Raw genomic sequence first — 19,362 nt, 5'->3', positions numbered from 1 at the left:
TTCATACAAATTATAAATATTGTCTAATGAAATAAGATTGAATTAGATTTATAGTAATAGAGGTTGGAAAATTAAATAACCGACTTATTTATACTAATTGGATAAAGAAAATTAAATAGGAGGAATTATAAAATGGAACAAAGATCAGTTGATTTACAACAATTATCAAAAGCAAGCAAAAAGAAAAGGAATTTTATAGTTTTTATATGTATGTTAATACAAGCAATACCATACTGTATAGCGATGAACTTACAGTCTCAAATGCAAACTCCAGTATCTCAATCAGGAGTTGTATCTGAAGTAGGATTTACACTATTATACCTATCAGGAACAATACCAGTATTATTCAATCCAATGATAACAGGTATATATGACAAATTTAAAATAAAATATATCTACATTGTAGGTTTAGTTATAGCAGGTTTATCATTTGCATCTTATGGATTAGCTCAAAATTCATTAATGTTCAATGTAAGTGCATTCTTTACTCAAGTGGGTACAATACTATTTACAGGTTTATCATTACCAGTAATGATGGCTCGTTGGTTCCCAGGTGAAGGTAGAGGTACAGCGTTAGGTATAGCTTTAGCTGGAGGATCATTAGGTAACGTATTCTTACAACCAATAGTAGTTAACTTATTAGATAATGTAGGTTGGAGACAAACTTATATATACTTAGGCATAGCTATGATAGTTATAGGCGTTCCTCTAGCATTAGCGTTTGTTAGATTCCCTAAGCAAGAAGAGTTAGTAGTAGAAGAAGGATCTAAAAAAGGTGAAGTTAAAGCGACTAGACAAGCTTTCGAAGGTTTATCTGATAAAGAAAATAATAAAAATGGGATATTTTGGATGTTCTGCTTGGGGTCATTATTATTATGTTTCGCAGTTGTTGGTGTATCAACACAAGCAATACCAGTATTAGTAACTAAAGGATTTACAACAATTCAATTAGGTATAGCAGGTTCAGTATTCGGTGTATCTTGCTTAGTAGGTAATGTTGCAGGTGGTAAATTATTTGATAAATTAGGTTCATTTATGCCTATGGTTTTATCAGGAGTAGCTACAATAGCATCATTAGCAATAATGGCATTTATGCCAGAAGGAAGTGCTATAGGATTTTTAGTTCCAGTACTTGCAGGTTTAACAATATATACAATAACATCGGGGCCAGCATTTATGCCTTCAGATGTATTTGGAACTAAAGATGGTACTATAAAAATGGCTAAGGTAGGTATGTTTTACGCTTTAGGTAGTTCGATATCAGCATTACTTTTCGCTGTATTATCTGGCAAATTAGGACTACAAACTACTTGTATAGCATTCATAGTTATAGGTGTAGTAGGATATGCATTAAACTTAATAGCACAAATAAAATCAAAAAAAATGTTCGCTAGAAAATAAGAACTTAATATATATAATAACGTCCTTTGTAGGGCGTTATTTTTATAGAGTTTTAAATAAATATAATATCAGATTTTAATAAATTCTAAAGTTGATACAATGAAAGTTTTACTTACAATGAAATTTTAAAATATGATAAAATGAATACACAAAGTGTAGTTTTGAGAACGTAAGTCTAGTTGTCAAAACTGCTTTTTTATATAAAAATAGTTAGTTTATTTTACCTAATTAAGTATTTAATTATATTGAAAATCATATGTAATAAATTTCGTAATACATTTTGACCTACATTTGTATATAATTTAGAGAGGAAGTAATGTTGAATAATAGTAATTTATTGCGACTGGGGGGAACAAATGTATAAAGAAATAATTACAATTATAGATTTAGATATAGTTGTAATTATTTTTTTATTAGTTATATTGCATATGCATATTAATAATCATAAAATTAAGAAAAAGTTAGATTAATTATTATAATGACGGAGGGAGAAGAGATATGAAGGATTGTATTAAAAAGAATAAGTTATTATTGATTGTTACAATAATATTTAGCGTTATATCGTCAATAACTATGGTAGGTGTATCATTATTATTACAATCTACTATAGACAAAGTTATGAATGGAGATATGGAAGGGTTTAAAAAAATATTGCTTTTTACTCTTATTTATTGTGCATTTATGGGATTATTGTATTTTATTTATGATATACTTAGCAAAATGTTTATTAGAAATGTAACAAAAGAACTTAGAAGTAAAATATTTTTTGGAATAATAAATCATAACTACAAAGATTTTAATTCTAAAAATACGGCAGATTACATATCAGCACTAACTAACGATATTAAACTAGTAGAAGAAAATTATATTACTTCTTTGTTGCTAGTTTTACAATTTTCAGTGGCATTTTTAGCAACAATAGGAATATTATTATATTTAAGTCCATTGGTAACTGGTTGCTTGTTTTTAAGTATGTTACTGATTTTTATAGTACCAAGTATTTTTGGAAAAAAACTAGAAAGCAAGCAGATGAATCTTTCAAATAAATTAACATCATTTACTACTGTAATCAAGGATATGCTTAGTGGATACGATATTATAAAATCCTATAATTTGAAAAAAGATGCTTTTAAAGAATTTGAAGAAGAAAATATAGATTTAGCAAAGACTAAATTTGAAGCAGATAAATTATTAGTAATAAACGAGACTTTATCACAATTACTTGGTATGGGAACTCAATTTGTTGCAGTATTTTTATCAGCTTATTTAGTACTAAAAGGAAATATAACTATGGGAACATTAATTGCGATTGTCCAACTATCGGGAAGTTTTATTCAACCTGTTATTATGATAATGAGTTATGTTCCAAAAATTACTTCTATGACTTCTGTAATAAAAAGATTAGATGATATATCAAATTATAAAGATAGTACTTTTATAGGAACTGAAAATCCATCCTTTGAAAATGCTATAGAGGTAAGTAATGTGAAGTTTGCATATGAAGATAACAAACATATTCTTGATGGTATAGATTTAACAATAAATAAAAATAAAAAGTATGCCCTTGTAGGACCTAGTGGCTGTGGAAAGTCAACTTTAGCGAAATTAATTCTTGGATACTATGCAGATTATAGTGGAGAAATTAAGTATGATAACAAAGAAATTAGAAGTGTAGATATAGAAAAAATTAATAAGATGATTTCTATTATTCATCAAAATGTATATATGTTTGATAAAAATATAAAAGATAATATTTGTTTATATAAGGATTTTTCCAATGACAATATAAATAAAATATTAAAACTAAGTGGTTCAGATAAATTTATTAATGAGTTAGAAGAAGGATTAGATTATTTGGTAGGTGAGAATGGTAATAACTTATCTGGAGGACAAAGACAAAGAATAGCAATAGCAAGAGCTTTAATTCAACAAACACCAATACTTATTTTAGATGAAGGGACATCTGCCATAGATATGCAAACAGGATATGATATTGAAAATAAATTATTAAATTTGGATGATCTTACATTAATAACTATTACACATAAGATGAGCGAAGAATTATTAAGTTTATATGATGAGATAATTTTTATGGAAGATGGTAAAATAATTGAAAAAGGTAGATTTGATGATTTAATAAAAAAAGAAGAAAAATTTTATGATTTTTATAAGTTGGAAACAGCATAATTAATTATAAACAATAAAAAGTGATGAATTAAAAAATAATTCATCACTTTTTTAATTTCCACCTTTGTGACATAAAGTAATTCACCGACGTAATCGCTTAAGCAAAGCAAACTTTTATTATTAAGCTAATTCGTTTACTACTTTCAATGTTTTAGTTGGACAACAAGTTTCATATATAATACTTCCATCTTCTCCAATATAAGAATTATAAACTGTTAAAGTTTTAATTAATTCATTATAATGATATGCAAGTAAACCTACATTATTGGATGTTGATAATCTTACTACCTTTGTCTCATCAAATTTAAATCTATTTTGTTTTAAGATATTTCTTGTAATATTTACATCACTTGAAGACTGGACATTATCTTCACCAACAATAAACACAAATTTTAGCTTTTTATTATCCGCTGATATATAATATGCAGCGATATTTAAGTTATTTTCTTCAAGAGTATTTAACAAGGTAGATAGATATTCTTCGCTAGTATAAACAGCAAATTGAACTATAATAGAAGCGTTAGAAGTATTTATACTTGAAGAGTTAGCTTTATTGATTGAGTTTTTATCTTTATTCATAATTCACTGTCCTCCCTTGTAATAAAATTAAGACATATTTATTTAATGCCTATATCCTATAATATGACATAATACTCTTAGATGTTACTCAAATTTACATTTATTAATAAATTTGTGATAGTTTTAAATTTATAGTAAATTTGTATATAATAAGATATAAGAGAAACACTTATAAAAAATGAATAAGGACGTTATTATGAAAAAAATAAAAATATCGGTGAGAAGCCTAGTAGAGCTTATTATGAAAAAGGGTAGTATAGACAATAGGTTTGTAGGAAATATAAAGGCCATTGAAGGAATTAGAGGACATCAAAGAGTACAAAAATCTTATGGGGATGAATATACCTCAGAAGTATCTATAAAACATACTTTTTCTTTTGATGAAATTGAAATAGAAGTTGAAGGCAGAATGGATGGACTTTTAATTGAAAATAATAAAACTATAATTGATGAAATAAAAACTACGACAAAAGATTTACTATTAATAGATGAGAATACTAATCCTCTTCATTGGGCTCAGGTAAAATGCTATGGATATATGTATTGTATTCATAATGGCTTGGACAATATAGATTTACAAGTAACTTATTATAATATAGAAAATAAATCTACAAGGATACTGAGACAAAAATTCAAAATATGTGAATTAGAAGAATTTTTCTTTGCACTGATTAATGAATATAAGTCATGGGCCAGTATGGAGAAAAAATGGATGGAAATAAGAAATGAATCCATTAAAAACTTAAAGTTTCCTTTTGAAGAATATAGGCAGGGACAACGGGAATTTGCGGTAAGAGTTTATAAAAGTATAGTAGACAGCAAAAAATGTTTTGCTATGGCACCAACAGGTACAGGTAAGACAGTATCAACACTTTTTCCTGCAATAAAAGCAATGGGAGAAGAAAAAACTTCAAAGATATTTTATCTTACAGCAAAAACTATAACAAGAGAAGTAGTAAACGACACTATAAGACTGATGAAAAAACAAAAATTAAATTTAAGAAGTATAACAATAACTGCAAAAGAAAAAATATGCAAGATGTCTGAAATTAACTGTAATCCAGATTACTGCCTTTATGCTGAGGGCTATTTTGATAAAATAAATAATGCACTTAAGGAAATTTTAAATAAATATGATGATTTTAGCAGAAAAAATATTGACGAAATAAGTGAAGTCTATAAACTATGCCCGTTTGAGTTATGTCTAGATTTAACTATGTTTAGTGATATAGTTATCTGTGATTATAATTATATATTTGATCCTAGAGTTTATTTAAAAAGATACTTTGATGTGAAAAAAACAGATTTTACCTTTCTTGTAGATGAGGCACATAATTTACTAGATAGAAGTAGGAACATGTACTCTGCCGAAATAAATCAAGATACTTTTATAAAAATGAAAAAAATAATAGGCAAAAAAGACAAAAGGATATTAAATTTAATAAAAGAAATTGAAAGTTATTTTTTAGAAAAGTCAAAAGTATTAGATGTAATGAAAGAAAAATATCTGGTTGAAAATGAATTGCCTAAAGCATTACTAGAACTGTTTAATACTTTAATGAAGTTTATGGATGAATATTTATCAAGATCAAATGAAGAAAATTCAGATTTGCTAGATTTATATTTTGAGGTTAATAAATTCATATCTATTTCAAATTTCTATGATAATAATTACAAAACCATATATAGTGATGAATTATTGGGAATTAATATAAAATTATTTTGTGCAAACCCTTCGGACTTAATTGTAGAAAAAATAAATAGATCTAAATCTGCAACAATTTTTTCGGCAACCTTAACACCATTAAATTATTATAAAGAAATTTATGGTAGCGAGGATGGGGATTTTATAATAAATTTAAAGAGTCCTTTTGATGTGAAAAATAGATTATTGATGATAGGTGATAATATTTCAACAACATATGATAAAAGAAAAGATACAGCGGAAGATATAGTAGAGTATATTAAAGCCTGTGTGGAATGTAAAGATGGAAACTATATGGTGTTTTTTCCATCATATAAATATATGGAATTGGTTTATGAAAAAATTAGAGATAAATATGCAGACCTTAATGTAATTATTCAAGAAAATAATATGAGTGAGGAAGAGAAAGAAGAATTCTTAGCTTTGTTTAATAATGATAACAAAGAAACTAATGTAGGATTTTGTGTTTTGGGAAGTCATTTTTCAGAAGGGATAGATTTAACTGAAGATAAACTAATAGGTATTATTGTAGTTGGTGTTGGCATGCCACAAATAAACAGAGAAAGAGATATAATAAAAGAACAGTTGAATGAGAACAACAAGGGTTTCGATTATGCTTATGTTTATCCAGGAATGATAAAAGTACTTCAAGCTGTTGGAAGGTGTATTAGGACATCTAAGGATAGAGGTGTGATTTTACTTTTAGATAATAGATATTCAACTTATAGATATAAAAGTCTTTTTCCTCAGGAATGGAATCCTTATGTAAGAATAAAAAAGCCTAATGATATTAAGCATTTATGTGAAAATTTTTGGGACAATGAATAAGGTTATATAAGAAAAGCGCTACGATTTAGTAGTGCTTTTCTTATAAATAATAATTAAAATTGTAATTTATTTAATATACCATTAATAATAAATTCTTTATTTTCACCAAAGTAAATAACTAATCCAGTATAAAATTTATTAGACATATTTAATACTTCTCTCATTTCTATTAAATTACCTAAAAATTCTTCTTTATCTATTGTTCCAATGATATATCCTATAAAATACTCTAAATAAGAAGTTGCTTTTTCTTGCCAATTAGTTCCTTTTGCTAAAGTAGACTGTACAAAAGGTGTTATACCTATATATGTAGCTAATTCTCCGAGTTCTCTTTCTTCATAACTAATTAGATTTTCTTTTGAGTTTATTTTAAAATCATCAGCTAAAAAAACTCCATTTAATAAATCTGATGTAACATTAATTACATAGTTAAGTATTTCATCATCAGTACTTTTTATTAAAGAATCAAATATGATATCATCTGAATGAAAATCTTTATAGTGAAGTAAATTTTTCAATCTCATTTCGTACCTCCAAATTCTTATAGTAATTATTATATAATGATTACTTGATTTTGAGTACAAAAATATCTATCCATAAATTAACCTCCATTAATAAATTTATAAAATATATGTTAGGAAATTATATTTATGATATAATCCATAAATATAATGAAAAATAGTTTAGAATATTATAAATAAAATACTAGACAATTAAGAAAGGATTGAAGTTTTATGGAATTTATACCAACAAAAACAATTATATCTTCTTCTTATAATGAAAATCCTCATTGGTTTGGAATTAATATAATATGAATATATATAAAGGTTGTTGTCATGGATGTATTTATTGTGACTCTAGAAGTAGCTGTTATCAAATTATTGATTTTGATAGAGTGAGAATAAAGGAAAACTCAATAGAAATAATAAGAAAAGAACTTCAATCTAAAAGAAGAAAGGGAGTAGTTGGAACGGGGGCAATGAGTGACCCTTATAATCCTTTTGAGGAAAAATATGAACTGACTAGACAAGCTTTAAAATTAATAGATGAGTACAGATTTGGTATAGGAATTGCAACTAAGAGTGATTTAATAACCAGAGATATAGATATACTGAAAAAAATACAAAGCCATTCACCTGTTATAGTTAAAATGACTATTACAACTTTTGATGATGAGCTATGTAAAAAGATTGAAAGAAAAGTGTGTACATCCAACAAAAGGTTTGAGGCTATTAAAAAATTAAGTGATAATAATATATACACAGGAATACTTCTTATGCCATTGTTGCCTTTTATTAATGACAATGAAGAAAATATAAAAAATATTATAAAAAAAGCTTATGAGTGTGGAGCTAAATTTGTTTTTTCATATGGCTTAGGAGTAACACTTAGAAAAAATCAAAGAGAGTATTATTTTGAGCAACTGAGAAAAATATTTCCACAACAAAATTTAGATGAAACATATATGAATGCATTTGGAGAGGTATATGAAAATCCGTGTCAAAATGTAAATTACTTATGGACAGTATTTAAAGAAGAGTGTGAAAAATATAATATCTTATATAAGATGGAGGATATAATAGATGACTATAAAAGTAAATATGAAAGAAGCCAAATAAGTTGGTTTTAATTATTGTTATATATATTTTTTTATGATATATTACAAATACATATTTAGAAGGGAAGACATAGAATGGCAGGAATGGATGAATTTAATATAAGTGAAGAAGAACTTGCTGAAATAGAGGAAATTACAGAATTAGCTGGAGGGTGTACAGATTATCTATTAAGTTCTTTGATAAATCCAGAAACAGGAGTTCAAGTTGAACTAGAAGAAGCTGATAAAAAAGTTATTTTCAAGTTAGTCTTAGACAAAACAATGGAGTATATAGAAGAATTTTCTTTTCCGGATAATGAAGAAGATTTTGGAAAGTATGTTGAAACTGTATTTACATATATGCAAGAAAATTTATAGTGAAAAAAGGAATGGTTTAAGCCATTCCTTTTATATTTTGGATAAAAGTTGAAATTAAAAGGTAAAATAAAAGAAAAATAGAAAGTTGGTTTAGTATGAAAAAAACTATATTTATTATGTTTACTATCATAATCATATTATCATTTAATATTATTAATGGTTATGCTGTAGATAATCATATACTAATAACTGCTCATAGAGGGAGCTCTTTATATTATCCAGAAAATACACTTACATCCATAGCTAAAGCTATTGAGGAAAATGCGGACTATGTGGAAGTAGATGTAAGACTTACAAAGGATAATAAAGTTGTGCTGTTCCATGATAATACTTTAAAAAGGGTAAACGGTAGAAATCAATCAATAGAAGATATGACACTTGAAGAAGTTAAGAAAGTTGATAATGGATCTTATAAAAATAAAAAGTATGACTATGAGAATATACCTACTTTAGAAGAAGTATTTGAAAATTTTAAAGGAAAGATTAAGTTTAATATAGAGTTAAAAATGAATAATAAAAAGGGTTATGAATTATCTAAAGAGGTGTCTAAATTAATAAAAGAATATTCTATGTCACAAGATGTAGTAGTGTCCTCATTTAATAAATTAACAATAGAAAAGTTTAAAAAAGATAATAAGGATATTAAAACAGGATATATAATTAGCAACCCCATAGATAATATTGAAAAGTTAGAATGTGATTTTATATCCATAAAATATAATCTACTTTCAAAAGAATTAGTGGAAAAAATACATGAAAATAATAAAGAAATACATATATGGACTATAAATGATGAAGAAGATATTAGGAAAATTATAAAATTAGGTGTGGAAAATATAATAACTGATGATGTGAATTTGGTAAAATATATACTCTTGGGATAATGTTTTCATAAATTATATATAAAAAATAAATTATATAGAGTTTTAGAAAAAATACTTATATAAAAGTTAAAGATATTATATGAGCTAGTAATTATAAAGGATTGAAGGATGTTGTGAAACTAATATAAGCTGTAATTAAATTTTAAAACTTACTATAATTATAAAATTAGGAAAACTTTTTCAAAAAAAATAAGGTTTTCCCTTGAAAACGTTGTCGAAAAATGTTATTATGAATTCAAGAAAAAACACATGGGGGAAAAAGTATGAAAAATCTAGTAAACAAATGGAATAATATTAGTTTAGTAAAAAGAATCATTATCGGTTTAGTAATCGGTATAACGTTTGCATTAACAGTGCCAACGCAATTAGCACCAATCGCAATTTTAGGATCATTATTCGTAGGAGCTTTAAAAGCTGTAGCTCCAATATTAGTTTTCTTCTTAGTTATGGCTGCTATATGCCAACATAAAGAAGGAAAGAAAACAAACATAAAATCAATAGTAGGTCTATACTTAGTAGGTACATTAATAGCAGGTATAGTAGCTGTTGTGGGGAGTTTCTTATTCCCAGTAACATTAACTCTTACTGCTGGAGCTGAAGGTGTGGCGCCACCAAGTGGAGTTGGAGAAGTATTAAAAACTTTATTAATGAATGTAGTAGATAACCCAGTGCATGCAATAGCAAATGCTAACTATATAGGAGTATTAACTTGGGCTGTAGTATTTGGTTTAGCTCTTAAAAATGCTGCTAACTCAACTAAAGAAGTTATAGTAAATGTTTCTGATGCAATATCTCAAGCTGTAAGATGGGTAATAAACTTAGCACCATTCGGTATAATGGGGTTAGTATTTGATACTATAGCAACATCAGGTATAGAATCATTATTAAGCTATGGTAAATTAATAGGAGTATTATTAGGGTGTATGGCATTTGTTGCTTTAGTTGTTAACCCAATAATAGTATTTATGGCAACAAGAAAAAATCCATATCCATTAGTATTTAGATGTCTAAGAGAATCTGGACTTACAGCATTCTTCACAAGAAGTTCTGCTGCAAATATACCAGTAAACATGAAACTTTGTAAAGATTTAGGATTAGATGAGGATACTTATTCAGTATCTATACCTTTAGGAGCAACTATAAACATGGGTGGAGCTGCAATAACAATATCTGTTCTTGCTTTAGCTGCTGCTCATACATTAGGAATAAAAGTTGATATAGGAACTGCAATAATATTATCAGTATTATCGGCTGTATCTGCTTGTGGAGCATCAGGAGTAGCTGGAGGATCATTACTTCTAGTACCGCTTGCTTGTTCACTATTTGGTATACCAAACGAAATAGCGATGCAAGTAGTTGGTGTTGGATTCATAGTAGGGGTTATACAAGACTCTGCTGAAACTGCATTAAACTCTTCAACTGACGTTCTTTACACTGCAGTTGCAGAACTTGGAAAGAGAAGAAAAGAAGCTGAACAAAAAGCTGCTTAATAATTTTAATCTTAAATTAATAAAAATAATAGTATATAAAAAACCATATTGATAGTTAATTCAATATGGTTTTTATTTTTGGAGAAGTATTATGATTAAAATAAAATAACTTGTTATAGCTGTAAAATAAATATATAATGTTGAATTTGATAAAATACAGTGCTAAAATAAAGTTAAAATAAAATATTTGGGGGAGCTATTGCTGAGAATGAATTTTTAATTCTAAACCCGTTGAACCTGTTTGGATAATGCCGACGTAGGGAGATGAAATATTGTATATATTTTGTGTTAACATTTTATTGTTAATTACATTATTTATTAATTTTGATTAAAGGTCATACATTTATTGTACGACTTTTTATATTAAGAGAGTCTTTCTTATTTTGAGTAACTATAGCCAAAGTAAGGAAGATTTTTTTATTGCAAATAAATAAAATATTATAAGGTTAAAATGAAAGGGGAATAAAATGAATTACACAACACAGATGGATGCAGCAAGAAAGGGAATAATAACAGAAGAAATAAAAAGAGTAGCAATGTATGAAAATATGGAAGTTAAAGAATTGCTTGATTTAGTAGGACAGGGGAAGGTGGTAATACCAGCAAATAAAAATCATGCTTCTTTAAATCCTTATGGAATAGGAAAAAAACTAAAAACAAAAATTAATGTGAATTTAGGTACTTCTAAAGATTGTCTTGATACAGATATTGAGATGGAAAAGGTTATGAATGCAGTTAACCTAGGAGCTGAAGCGATAATGGATTTGAGTTCTTTTGGAGATACTCAAACATTTAGAAGAAAGTTAATAAAAGAGTGTCCAGCAATGATAGGTACAGTTCCTATATATGATGCAGTAGTTTATTATAACAAACCTTTAAAAAAGATAACTGCAAAAGAATGGCTAGATATTGTTAGAATGCATGCAGAAGATGGTGTAGATTTTATGACCCTTCATTGTGGAGTAAATAGACATACAGTAGAAAGATTTAAAAAATCTAATAGGCTTACTAACCTAGTATCTAGAGGCGGTTCTATTATATTTGCATGGATGGAGTTGACAGGCAATGAAAATCCTTTCTATGAATATTATGATGAAATACTAGATATTTGTGCAAAGTACGATGTAACTATAAGTTTAGGAGATGCTTGTAGACCAGGAAGTATAGCAGATGCAGGAGATGTATCTCAAATAGAAGAGCTGGTTACACTTGGAGAATTAACTACTCGTGCTTGGAAGAAAAATGTACAAGTAATGATAGAAGGTCCTGGTCATATGCCACTAAATCAAATAAAAGCTAACATGGAAATAGAAGAAACTGTTTGTAAAGGCGCACCTTTTTATGTTTTAGGTCCACTAGTTACTGATGTGGCACCAGGATACGATCATATAACGGCAGCTATAGGAGGCGCAATAGCAGCTACTTATGGGGCTTCATTTTTATGCTATGTAACTCCTGCAGAACATTTAAGACTACCTACTGTAGATGATGTAAAAGAAGGAATAATTGCATCTAAAATAGCAGCTCATGCAGCTGATATAGCAAAGGGTATTAAAGGTGCTACTGATTGGGACAATGAAATGAGTAAAGCAAGAAGGGATTTAGATTGGGAGAAGATGTTTGATTTGGCTATAGATAGTGAAAAAGCAAGAAGATATAGAGCAGAGTCTAAACCAGAGAATGAAGATACATGTACAATGTGTGGGAAAATGTGTGCAGTTAGAAATATTAATAAAATATTAAAAGGTGAAGATGTAGATATTATGGATTAAATAAAAAAGACCTTAGAATAGTTAATAAAACATATTCTAAGGTTTTTTTACTTTTATAAAGTATCACATAAGTTATCTTCTTTTTTATTATAAATATATCTTTTAAAATAAACTAATAATACTCCAGTGACTGGTACTGCTAATAGTATACCTAAAAATCCTGTATATTTTCCGGCGAATGTTACAGCAAATATTGTAAGTATTGGTGGGACACCAACTTGTTTTCCGACAAAATGAGGCTCCAATATAGCGCTCTCTAATTGTTGAACAACTATCATAACTACTAAAACTAAGATAGCTTTATCGATAGAGAAGAATAAGTTGGCAACAACAGCTATAACAGTACCTAGTATAGGTCCGAAGAAAGGAATCATATTAGTCATACCTGCGATTATTCCTATAAATATAGCATATTTTGAACCTACTAATGCAAGAACAATAGTGCATATAATTCCGTAAATAGTAGAATCCATAGCTTTTGCCATTATATATATTCCAATATTATTATCTAAGATATTAATAAACTCTTTAACTTTAAAGTAATGTTGTTTTAATATTTTTTTGAAAAATAAACTTACAACTTTAATATATTTTTCTTTTGATAAAAGTAGATAAACTGATATAACTAATCCAAGAACAATATTTATAGTGTAAGACACTATGGTACTCATCAAATTGATAATAAAATTACTTACAGTGGACGCTGTAAATGTTGATAATGGAACTAGAACTTTGGTAATAAAATCATTAATTTGACTTTTGATATTAGGGTTATTTATATCAAATTTAGAATGTGATGAAATATTATTAATTAAATTCTGGGCTTGATCTATACCATTTGGAATAGAAAGAACTAGTTCATCAATATTGGATTTTATAACTGGAATAATAAATAACCATGCAAATACTAATATAATTAATGCTACTCCATAAATAATTAAAATTGAAATTCCTCTTTTTAACTTAAACTTTTCCTCTAATTTTTTCATAGGTTGATTAAGCATATATGCTATTATAAAACCTATGAAAAATGGTGCAAGTAAATCGTTAAGTACTGTGAAATTACTACTAAAAAAACTAGCTATATGGCTGTAGTTTTTGAGTGCAAGTATTCCTATAAATATAATGCATATAGGTATTATATATCTTACAGACTTTATAAATTCTTCTTTAAATTTTTTCATATTAATCTCCTTCGTAAATAATTAAAAAGACCTTCAGAAAAACATTCATGAGTATGGAATGAATATTTTTCTGAAGGTCTTGCTAACAAGTTTTACCTTGCTAATCAACCGGGATATTATCCGTAATGACGGTTGATTATCACACATGTGAAAGCTACTCCCCTTCGGGAATTTATATTGTTAAGTAATATAATATAATAATTTATGTTTATAATCAAGCTTATTATTTATTTTATGAACTTTATTACAATAAAAGATATTTTTGTATAAAGACTACAAATTTTACAACTTTGAAACAACATAAATAAAAAAGCAAAACCTCTCGCGATTAATATAAGTGTATAAGAAAATTAATAACAGTGGAGGCTGGGCATGAAAAGAAAGTATAGACAAAGTAAAGATAAAGAAAAAAGAACATGAAAAAGTTATAAACTATATATGAACAAATGAAGAAGGTAAAGAATACACTTATGATGCTAAAAAAGTAGAAGAAAAAATAAATAAATTTGATTAATAGAAATGAGGCTATAAAAATTGATACTTATATTTAAAAAAAATTATTAGATATTGATATGGATATGGATAGTAAGAACTCTCAAGTTTATATCAATATCTACAGAGGTGGAATTAATAATGATGACTATAAATGAAATATAAGTTGGTATAAAAATGACTTGAGTGGTAACTGTGGTGTTAAAACAAATTATAGAGTTTGCACTTTTATTAATAAAAATGGTTATAACAATAAATTTATTATTATCATTGATTATAATGGAAAATTTATAACTAATTATAGACGTAATTCAAATAAGGAGGTCAGCTAATGAGAATATTAGTTGTTGAAGATGAATCGGTAATTAGAGATTTAATATCTATAAATTTATCTTTGGTATTATACGAAGTGTTTACAGTGGAATATGGATTAGAAGCTAAAGTAAATGATAAAGAGGTATACTTAACTTCAAAGGAATATGATTTATTAATATTATTTTTACAAAATAAAAATATGGCTCTATTTAGAGAACCGATTTTAGATAGAGTATGGGGATTTGAGTATGGTGGAGAAACTAGAACTGTAGATAGATATGTTCAACGAATTAGAGAAAAGTTAGATTTGAAAAATTCAATAAAAACTATATTTAAAGTAGGTTATAGATTAGAAAAATAAAAAAATTTCGTCTTAATATTGTAAAGAGAAAACAATATTGTATAGTTACAGCTGGATAATAAATTGATTTGACATGTTATTGATAGTGTAGGCAGGACCAAATTTTATAGCACACTAGATTTATTTAGTGTGTTATAAAGTTTGATTATTTTTGCGTAAAAATATATATAAAGGAAGATGTAGAGGTGGTTTACAAACTTGATTCACGTAAAAAAGAAGTGGTATAAATGTATATTAAACCATAGAATAATCCATTGGTTGGATATTCTATGGTTTTATTTTGAAGAAAAATAGAATTATCATTCAAAATGATTAGATTACGGAATTTTCAAACAAATGAAATTAAATGTTCGAAATGTAACATATATGAATGAAAACAATCTGTGTATGCAAAAGTATACGGGAAATAAAATGAAAATATTATAAAATGAAACATCTTAAATACTTAAAAAACTAAGGTTTGCATATATGATAAGAAAAAATACTATTGATGATTAAAGAATATTATGCAAGTTTTAAAAAAAGTGTTGCAAAAAAAGAGGCTGTGAGATACAATTCATACTAAGGTGAATATGGTAAATATAGGTATGTTTTGATATGTGACATTGATTATGAATCATAATGGAGGTGGGATAATGAAATGTTTACCAGTTGGAGACTCAGCCTTATCTTTAGAATTTGGCGAAGAGATTAATTATGAAATTAATAATAAAATCAAAGTTTTTAATAAAAAAATTAAATCATTAAATATAGATGGAATAGTAGAAACAGTGCCATCATTTAAGGCGCTATTGATTTATTATGACCCGGCAAAATTATTTTTTAGTGAGGTAAAAGATATAATAACTAATCTACTTAAAACAATAGATGTAGAAGACAATGGAATAAGAAAGATTATAGAAATTCCAGTTTGTTATGATGAAGAATTTGGAGAAGATTTAGATTTTGTAAGTGAGTATACAAAATTATCAAAAGACGAAATTATTAAGTTACACAGTGCAAAAGAATACTTAATATATATGCTGGGATTTTTACCAGGGTTTGCATACTTAGGAGGGATGGATGAAAGTTTAGTTACACCAAGATTAAATAATCCGAGATTAAAATTAGAAGCAGGAGCTGTTGGAATTGGTGGAAAACAGACAGGGATTTATCCTTTAGCATCCCCAGGAGGATGGAGGATTATAGGTAGAACACCTCTAAAACCATATGATTTAAATAGAAATAATCCGATTTTATATGAGGCAGGAGATTATATAAAATTTAGGCCAATAGATAAAAAAGAATATTACAAAATAAAAGACTTGGTAGACAAGGGAATATATAAATGTAATGTGGTTGAAGGGAGTGCATAGAGTTGGGAATTAAAATACAACAATCTGGCCTATATACTTCTGTACAAGATTTTGGAAGAATAGGATATCAGGACTTGGGGTTTTCTGTATGCGGAGCTATGGACAAAAGGTCTTTAGCAATTGGAAACCTTTTAGTAGGCAATAAAGAAGATGAGGCTGGACTTGAAATAACTTTAATTGGACCAAAAATAAAATTTACTGAAGAAAATTTCATAGCTATAACTGGTGGAGATTTAAATCCAAAGTTAAATGGAAAAGAAGTATCAATGTACAAAGCTATATTTGTTAATAAAGATGACGTTTTGTCTTTTGAAAATGCAAAAACAGGAGCTAGAGCATATATAGCTTTTTGCGGAGGACTAGAGATTGAAAAAGTAATGGGTAGTAAATCAACGAATGTGAAGTGCTCTTTAGGTGGATATAAAGGAAGAGCTTTAAAAGAAGGAGATTTTATTAAATTTTCTTCACCAAAGACTTATTTAACAAATTACTTATCTAGAAGATTAGATTTTAAGTTGAGGGAAGAACAAGAAATTGTTTTGAGGGTAATATTAGGGCCTCAAGATGATGCTTTTACGAATAAAGGAATTATTACATTTTTAAATGAAAAATATGAAGTGACAAAGGAATTTGACAGGATGGGATGTCGGCTAGATGGTCCAGAAATAGAGCATAAGAGCTCGGCAGATATAATATCTGATGGAATAGTTCTAGGCTCAATACAAGTACCTTCCCATGGAAAGCCAATTATTATGTTGAGTGATAGACAGACAACAGGTGGATATACAAAAATTGCAACTGTTATTTCTGTAGATATAGAAAAGTTAGCTCAAAGTAAAACTGGAGACAAAATAAGATTTGAAGAAATATCTATAGAAAAAGCACAGAAGATTTATAGAGATGAAATAGAGAAAATGAAAGAACTTAAAAAAGAAATTAACAGACCATGTATAGAAGTATTAAATCCAAGAAATACATCTAAGAAAATTGAGAAATTGTTAAATACTAAATAGTAAATGTGCATAAGGGGGCATTATTATGGATTTTAAAGAAATATTAGAATTAATTGATGCAATAGATAAATCTAAGCTTACAAAGTTTTCATTTAAAGAGGGAGATACAAAAATAAAAATAGAAAAGAAAACTGAAGACGTTACATGTATACAGCAATCATCGCAAAATGATAATGGGGATTTAAAAATAAAAGACAAAGTTGACAAAATAGAGCCAGATAATTTTGAGTACATTAAATCTCCGCTTATAGGAACTTTTTACACTTCACCATCACCTGAAGAAGATGTTTATATTAATGTAGGGGATAAAGTATCTAAAGATCAGGTAATAGGAATCATTGAAGTTATGAAAGTTATGAATGAAGTGAAATGTAACTATGATGGAATAGTTGAGGAGATTTTAATTAATAATAATGACACTGTTGAATATGGACAGGATTTAGTAAAAATAAAAGTACTTTAATTATGGGAGAATAGTTATGTTTAATAAGATATTAATTGCAAATAGAGGAGAGATAGCAGTTCGTATAATTAGAGCCTGTAAAACTTTAGGAATAAAGACAGTGGCAGTTTATTCGCAAGTAGATGAAAATTCACTTCACACAGTTTTAGCAGATGAAAAAGTATGTATTGGGCCAGGAAATTCAAGAGAAAGTTATTTAGATATGACAAAGATTATTTCAGCAGCTCTAATTAGTGGAGCTGAGGCTATACATCCAGGCTTTGGTTTCTTATCTGAAAGAAGTGATTTTGTAGATTTATGCAAAGAAAATAATATTAAATTTATTGGTCCAGATAGTAAAATTATTGATTCAATGGGAAACAAGTCGAAAGCAAGAAATACTATGATTGAGGCAGGTGTACCTGTAGTTCCTGGAAGCAAAGAACCAGTATTTGAAAGTGAAGATGGTAAGAAAATTGCAGATGAAATAGGATATCCGGTCATAGTTAAAGCATCCTCTGGAGGTGGAGGAAAGGGTATGAGAATAGTAGATGAAGATTCTGATTTTGAAAAATTATTTAATTTAGCTCAAATAGAGTCAGTAAATGCCTTTAATGATAATACCATGTATGTGGAAAAATATATTAAAAATCCTAAACATATAGAAGTCCAAATTTTAGGTGATAGTCATGGAAATGTGGTTCATTTAGGAGAAAGAGATTGCTCCATACAAAGAAATCATCAAAAAATGATAGAAGAGTCACCTTCAGCAGCAATAAGTAGTGAAATAAGACAAAAACTAGGGGAAATAGCAGTTAGAGCGGCTAAAGCAGTAAATTATGAAAATGCAGGTACAATTGAATTTTTAATGGATAAAGATTTTAATTTTTATTTTATTGAAATGAATACTAGAATTCAAGTGGAACATCCAGTAACAGAAATGGTTACAGGAATAGATTTAATTAAAGAGCAGATAAAGATTGCTTATGGTGAAAAATTATCTTTTACACAAGATGATATAGAAATAAAAGGACATGCTATTGAATGTAGAATAAATGCTGAAAATCCAGCTGATAATTTCTTACCATGTCCAGGAAAAATTACTTCACTTAATCTTCCGGGAGGAAATGGAGTTAGAGTTGATACATTTGTATATTCTGGATACAAAATTCCCATGAACTATGATTCTATGATAGGTAAAATTATAGTTCACGGATGTAATAGAAAAGAAGCTATAGAAAAAATGAAAATGGCTTTAGATGAACTAGTTGTAGGAGGAATTAAAACAAATGTGAATTTTCAATATTCCATTGTGAATAATCCAGTTTATGTAGAGGGTAAAGCAAATACAGGATTCATAGAGGAATTATTAGGATAAA

Annotated in this window: 17 protein-coding genes and 1 riboswitch; of the genes, 13 read left to right on the top strand and 4 right to left on the bottom strand. The window is 27.6% G+C overall.

The window, feature by feature from the left end; translation table 11 throughout:
* Positions 1 to 132: 132 nt before the first annotated feature.
* Together QX51_RS16725 and QX51_RS16720 are read left to right on the top strand one after the other, a co-directional pair.
* On the top strand, positions 133 to 1,401 hold the full coding sequence (locus QX51_RS16725; RefSeq protein ID WP_039681036.1) for an MFS transporter: 1,269 nt from the start codon (positions 133 to 135) through the stop codon (positions 1,399 to 1,401).
* 498 nt (positions 1,402 to 1,899) lie between these two features.
* Positions 1,900 to 3,588, top strand: a complete 1,689-nt coding sequence (locus QX51_RS16720; protein WP_039681035.1) for an ABC transporter ATP-binding protein — start codon at positions 1,900 to 1,902, stop codon at positions 3,586 to 3,588.
* A gap of 120 nt (positions 3,589 to 3,708) precedes the next feature.
* Here the strand turns inward: QX51_RS16720 and QX51_RS16715 are convergent, their stop codons facing one another.
* Positions 3,709 to 4,167, bottom strand: a complete 459-nt coding sequence (locus QX51_RS16715; protein ID WP_039681034.1) for a hypothetical protein — start codon at positions 4,165 to 4,167, stop codon at positions 3,709 to 3,711.
* Positions 4,168 to 4,363: 196 nt separating this feature from the next.
* Between QX51_RS16715 and QX51_RS16710 the strand changes: the two genes are divergently transcribed.
* On the top strand, positions 4,364 to 6,700 hold the full coding sequence (locus tag QX51_RS16710; RefSeq protein WP_039681033.1) for an ATP-dependent DNA helicase: 2,337 nt from the start codon (positions 4,364 to 4,366) through the stop codon (positions 6,698 to 6,700).
* 53 nt (positions 6,701 to 6,753) lie between these two features.
* Here QX51_RS16710 and QX51_RS16705 read toward each other — a convergent pair whose 3' ends face one another.
* The gene (locus tag QX51_RS16705; RefSeq protein ID WP_039681032.1) at positions 6,754 to 7,224 is read right to left on the bottom strand and encodes a hypothetical protein; all 471 of its coding nucleotides are present in this window, start codon (positions 7,222 to 7,224) and stop codon (positions 6,754 to 6,756) included.
* Positions 7,225 to 7,511: 287 nt separating this feature from the next.
* Here QX51_RS16705 and QX51_RS16700 point away from each other — a divergent pair, with 287 nt between their 5' ends.
* From QX51_RS16700 to thiC, 5 genes are all read left to right on the top strand, one after another.
* Entirely contained in the window at positions 7,512 to 8,330 is an 819-nt protein-coding gene (locus tag QX51_RS16700) for an SPL family radical SAM protein (RefSeq protein WP_330376101.1), read from the top strand.
* 63 nt (positions 8,331 to 8,393) lie between these two features.
* Positions 8,394 to 8,675: a hypothetical protein gene (locus QX51_RS16695; protein ID WP_039681031.1), complete on the top strand. Its 282-nt coding sequence runs from the start codon at positions 8,394 to 8,396 to the stop codon at positions 8,673 to 8,675.
* A 95-nt stretch (positions 8,676 to 8,770) separates the two neighbouring features.
* The gene (locus tag QX51_RS16690; protein ID WP_052233130.1) at positions 8,771 to 9,559 is read left to right on the top strand and encodes a glycerophosphodiester phosphodiesterase; all 789 of its coding nucleotides are present in this window, start codon (positions 8,771 to 8,773) and stop codon (positions 9,557 to 9,559) included.
* 263 nt (positions 9,560 to 9,822) lie between these two features.
* Entirely contained in the window at positions 9,823 to 11,049 is a 1,227-nt protein-coding gene (gene sstT / locus QX51_RS16685) for a serine/threonine transporter SstT (RefSeq protein WP_039681030.1), read from the top strand.
* A gap of 179 nt (positions 11,050 to 11,228) precedes the next feature.
* Positions 11,229 to 11,329: riboswitch (TPP riboswitch) on the top strand.
* A 187-nt stretch (positions 11,330 to 11,516) separates the two neighbouring features.
* Positions 11,517 to 12,821 (top strand): phosphomethylpyrimidine synthase ThiC, encoded by a 1,305-nt coding sequence (thiC, locus tag QX51_RS16680; protein ID WP_039681029.1) that lies wholly within the window; start codon positions 11,517 to 11,519, stop codon positions 12,819 to 12,821.
* A 53-nt stretch (positions 12,822 to 12,874) separates the two neighbouring features.
* Here the strand turns inward: thiC and QX51_RS16675 are convergent, their stop codons facing one another.
* A complete protein-coding gene (locus QX51_RS16675; protein ID WP_039681028.1) occupies positions 12,875 to 14,005 on the bottom strand; it encodes an AI-2E family transporter in 1,131 nt (376 codons plus the stop codon).
* A 560-nt stretch (positions 14,006 to 14,565) separates the two neighbouring features.
* On the bottom strand, positions 14,566 to 14,775 hold the full coding sequence (locus QX51_RS21850) for a hypothetical protein (protein ID WP_408645580.1): 210 nt from the start codon (positions 14,773 to 14,775) through the stop codon (positions 14,566 to 14,568).
* Between the two features lie 53 nt (positions 14,776 to 14,828).
* On the opposite strand from QX51_RS21850, the gene QX51_RS16670 reads away from it, so the two are divergent.
* The 5 genes from QX51_RS16670 to QX51_RS16650 all read left to right on the top strand — a co-directional run bounded on the left by QX51_RS16670 (position 14,829) and on the right by QX51_RS16650 (position 19,361).
* On the top strand, positions 14,829 to 15,173 hold the full coding sequence (locus tag QX51_RS16670; RefSeq protein WP_052233129.1) for a response regulator transcription factor: 345 nt from the start codon (positions 14,829 to 14,831) through the stop codon (positions 15,171 to 15,173).
* 635 nt (positions 15,174 to 15,808) lie between these two features.
* Positions 15,809 to 16,528 (top strand): 5-oxoprolinase subunit PxpB, encoded by a 720-nt coding sequence (pxpB, locus tag QX51_RS16665; protein ID WP_039681027.1) that lies wholly within the window; start codon positions 15,809 to 15,811, stop codon positions 16,526 to 16,528.
* A gap of 2 nt (positions 16,529 to 16,530) precedes the next feature.
* Positions 16,531 to 17,541: a 5-oxoprolinase subunit C family protein gene (locus QX51_RS16660; RefSeq protein WP_039681026.1), complete on the top strand. Its 1,011-nt coding sequence runs from the start codon at positions 16,531 to 16,533 to the stop codon at positions 17,539 to 17,541.
* Between the two features lie 25 nt (positions 17,542 to 17,566).
* Complete coding sequence (accB, locus tag QX51_RS16655; protein ID WP_039681025.1) at positions 17,567 to 18,004, top strand: acetyl-CoA carboxylase biotin carboxyl carrier protein; 438 nt, start codon at positions 17,567 to 17,569, stop codon at positions 18,002 to 18,004.
* 16 nt (positions 18,005 to 18,020) lie between these two features.
* Entirely contained in the window at positions 18,021 to 19,361 is a 1,341-nt protein-coding gene (locus QX51_RS16650) for an acetyl-CoA carboxylase biotin carboxylase subunit (protein ID WP_039681024.1), read from the top strand.
* Position 19,362: the final 1 nt, after the last annotated feature.

It is taken from the genome of Terrisporobacter othiniensis, assembly GCF_000808015.1.
Classification (GTDB): Bacteria; Bacillota; Clostridia; order Peptostreptococcales; family Peptostreptococcaceae; genus Terrisporobacter; species Terrisporobacter muris.
The sequence above is the reverse complement of the archived record's forward strand: the minus strand, read 5'-3'. Positions and strand labels throughout refer to the sequence as shown.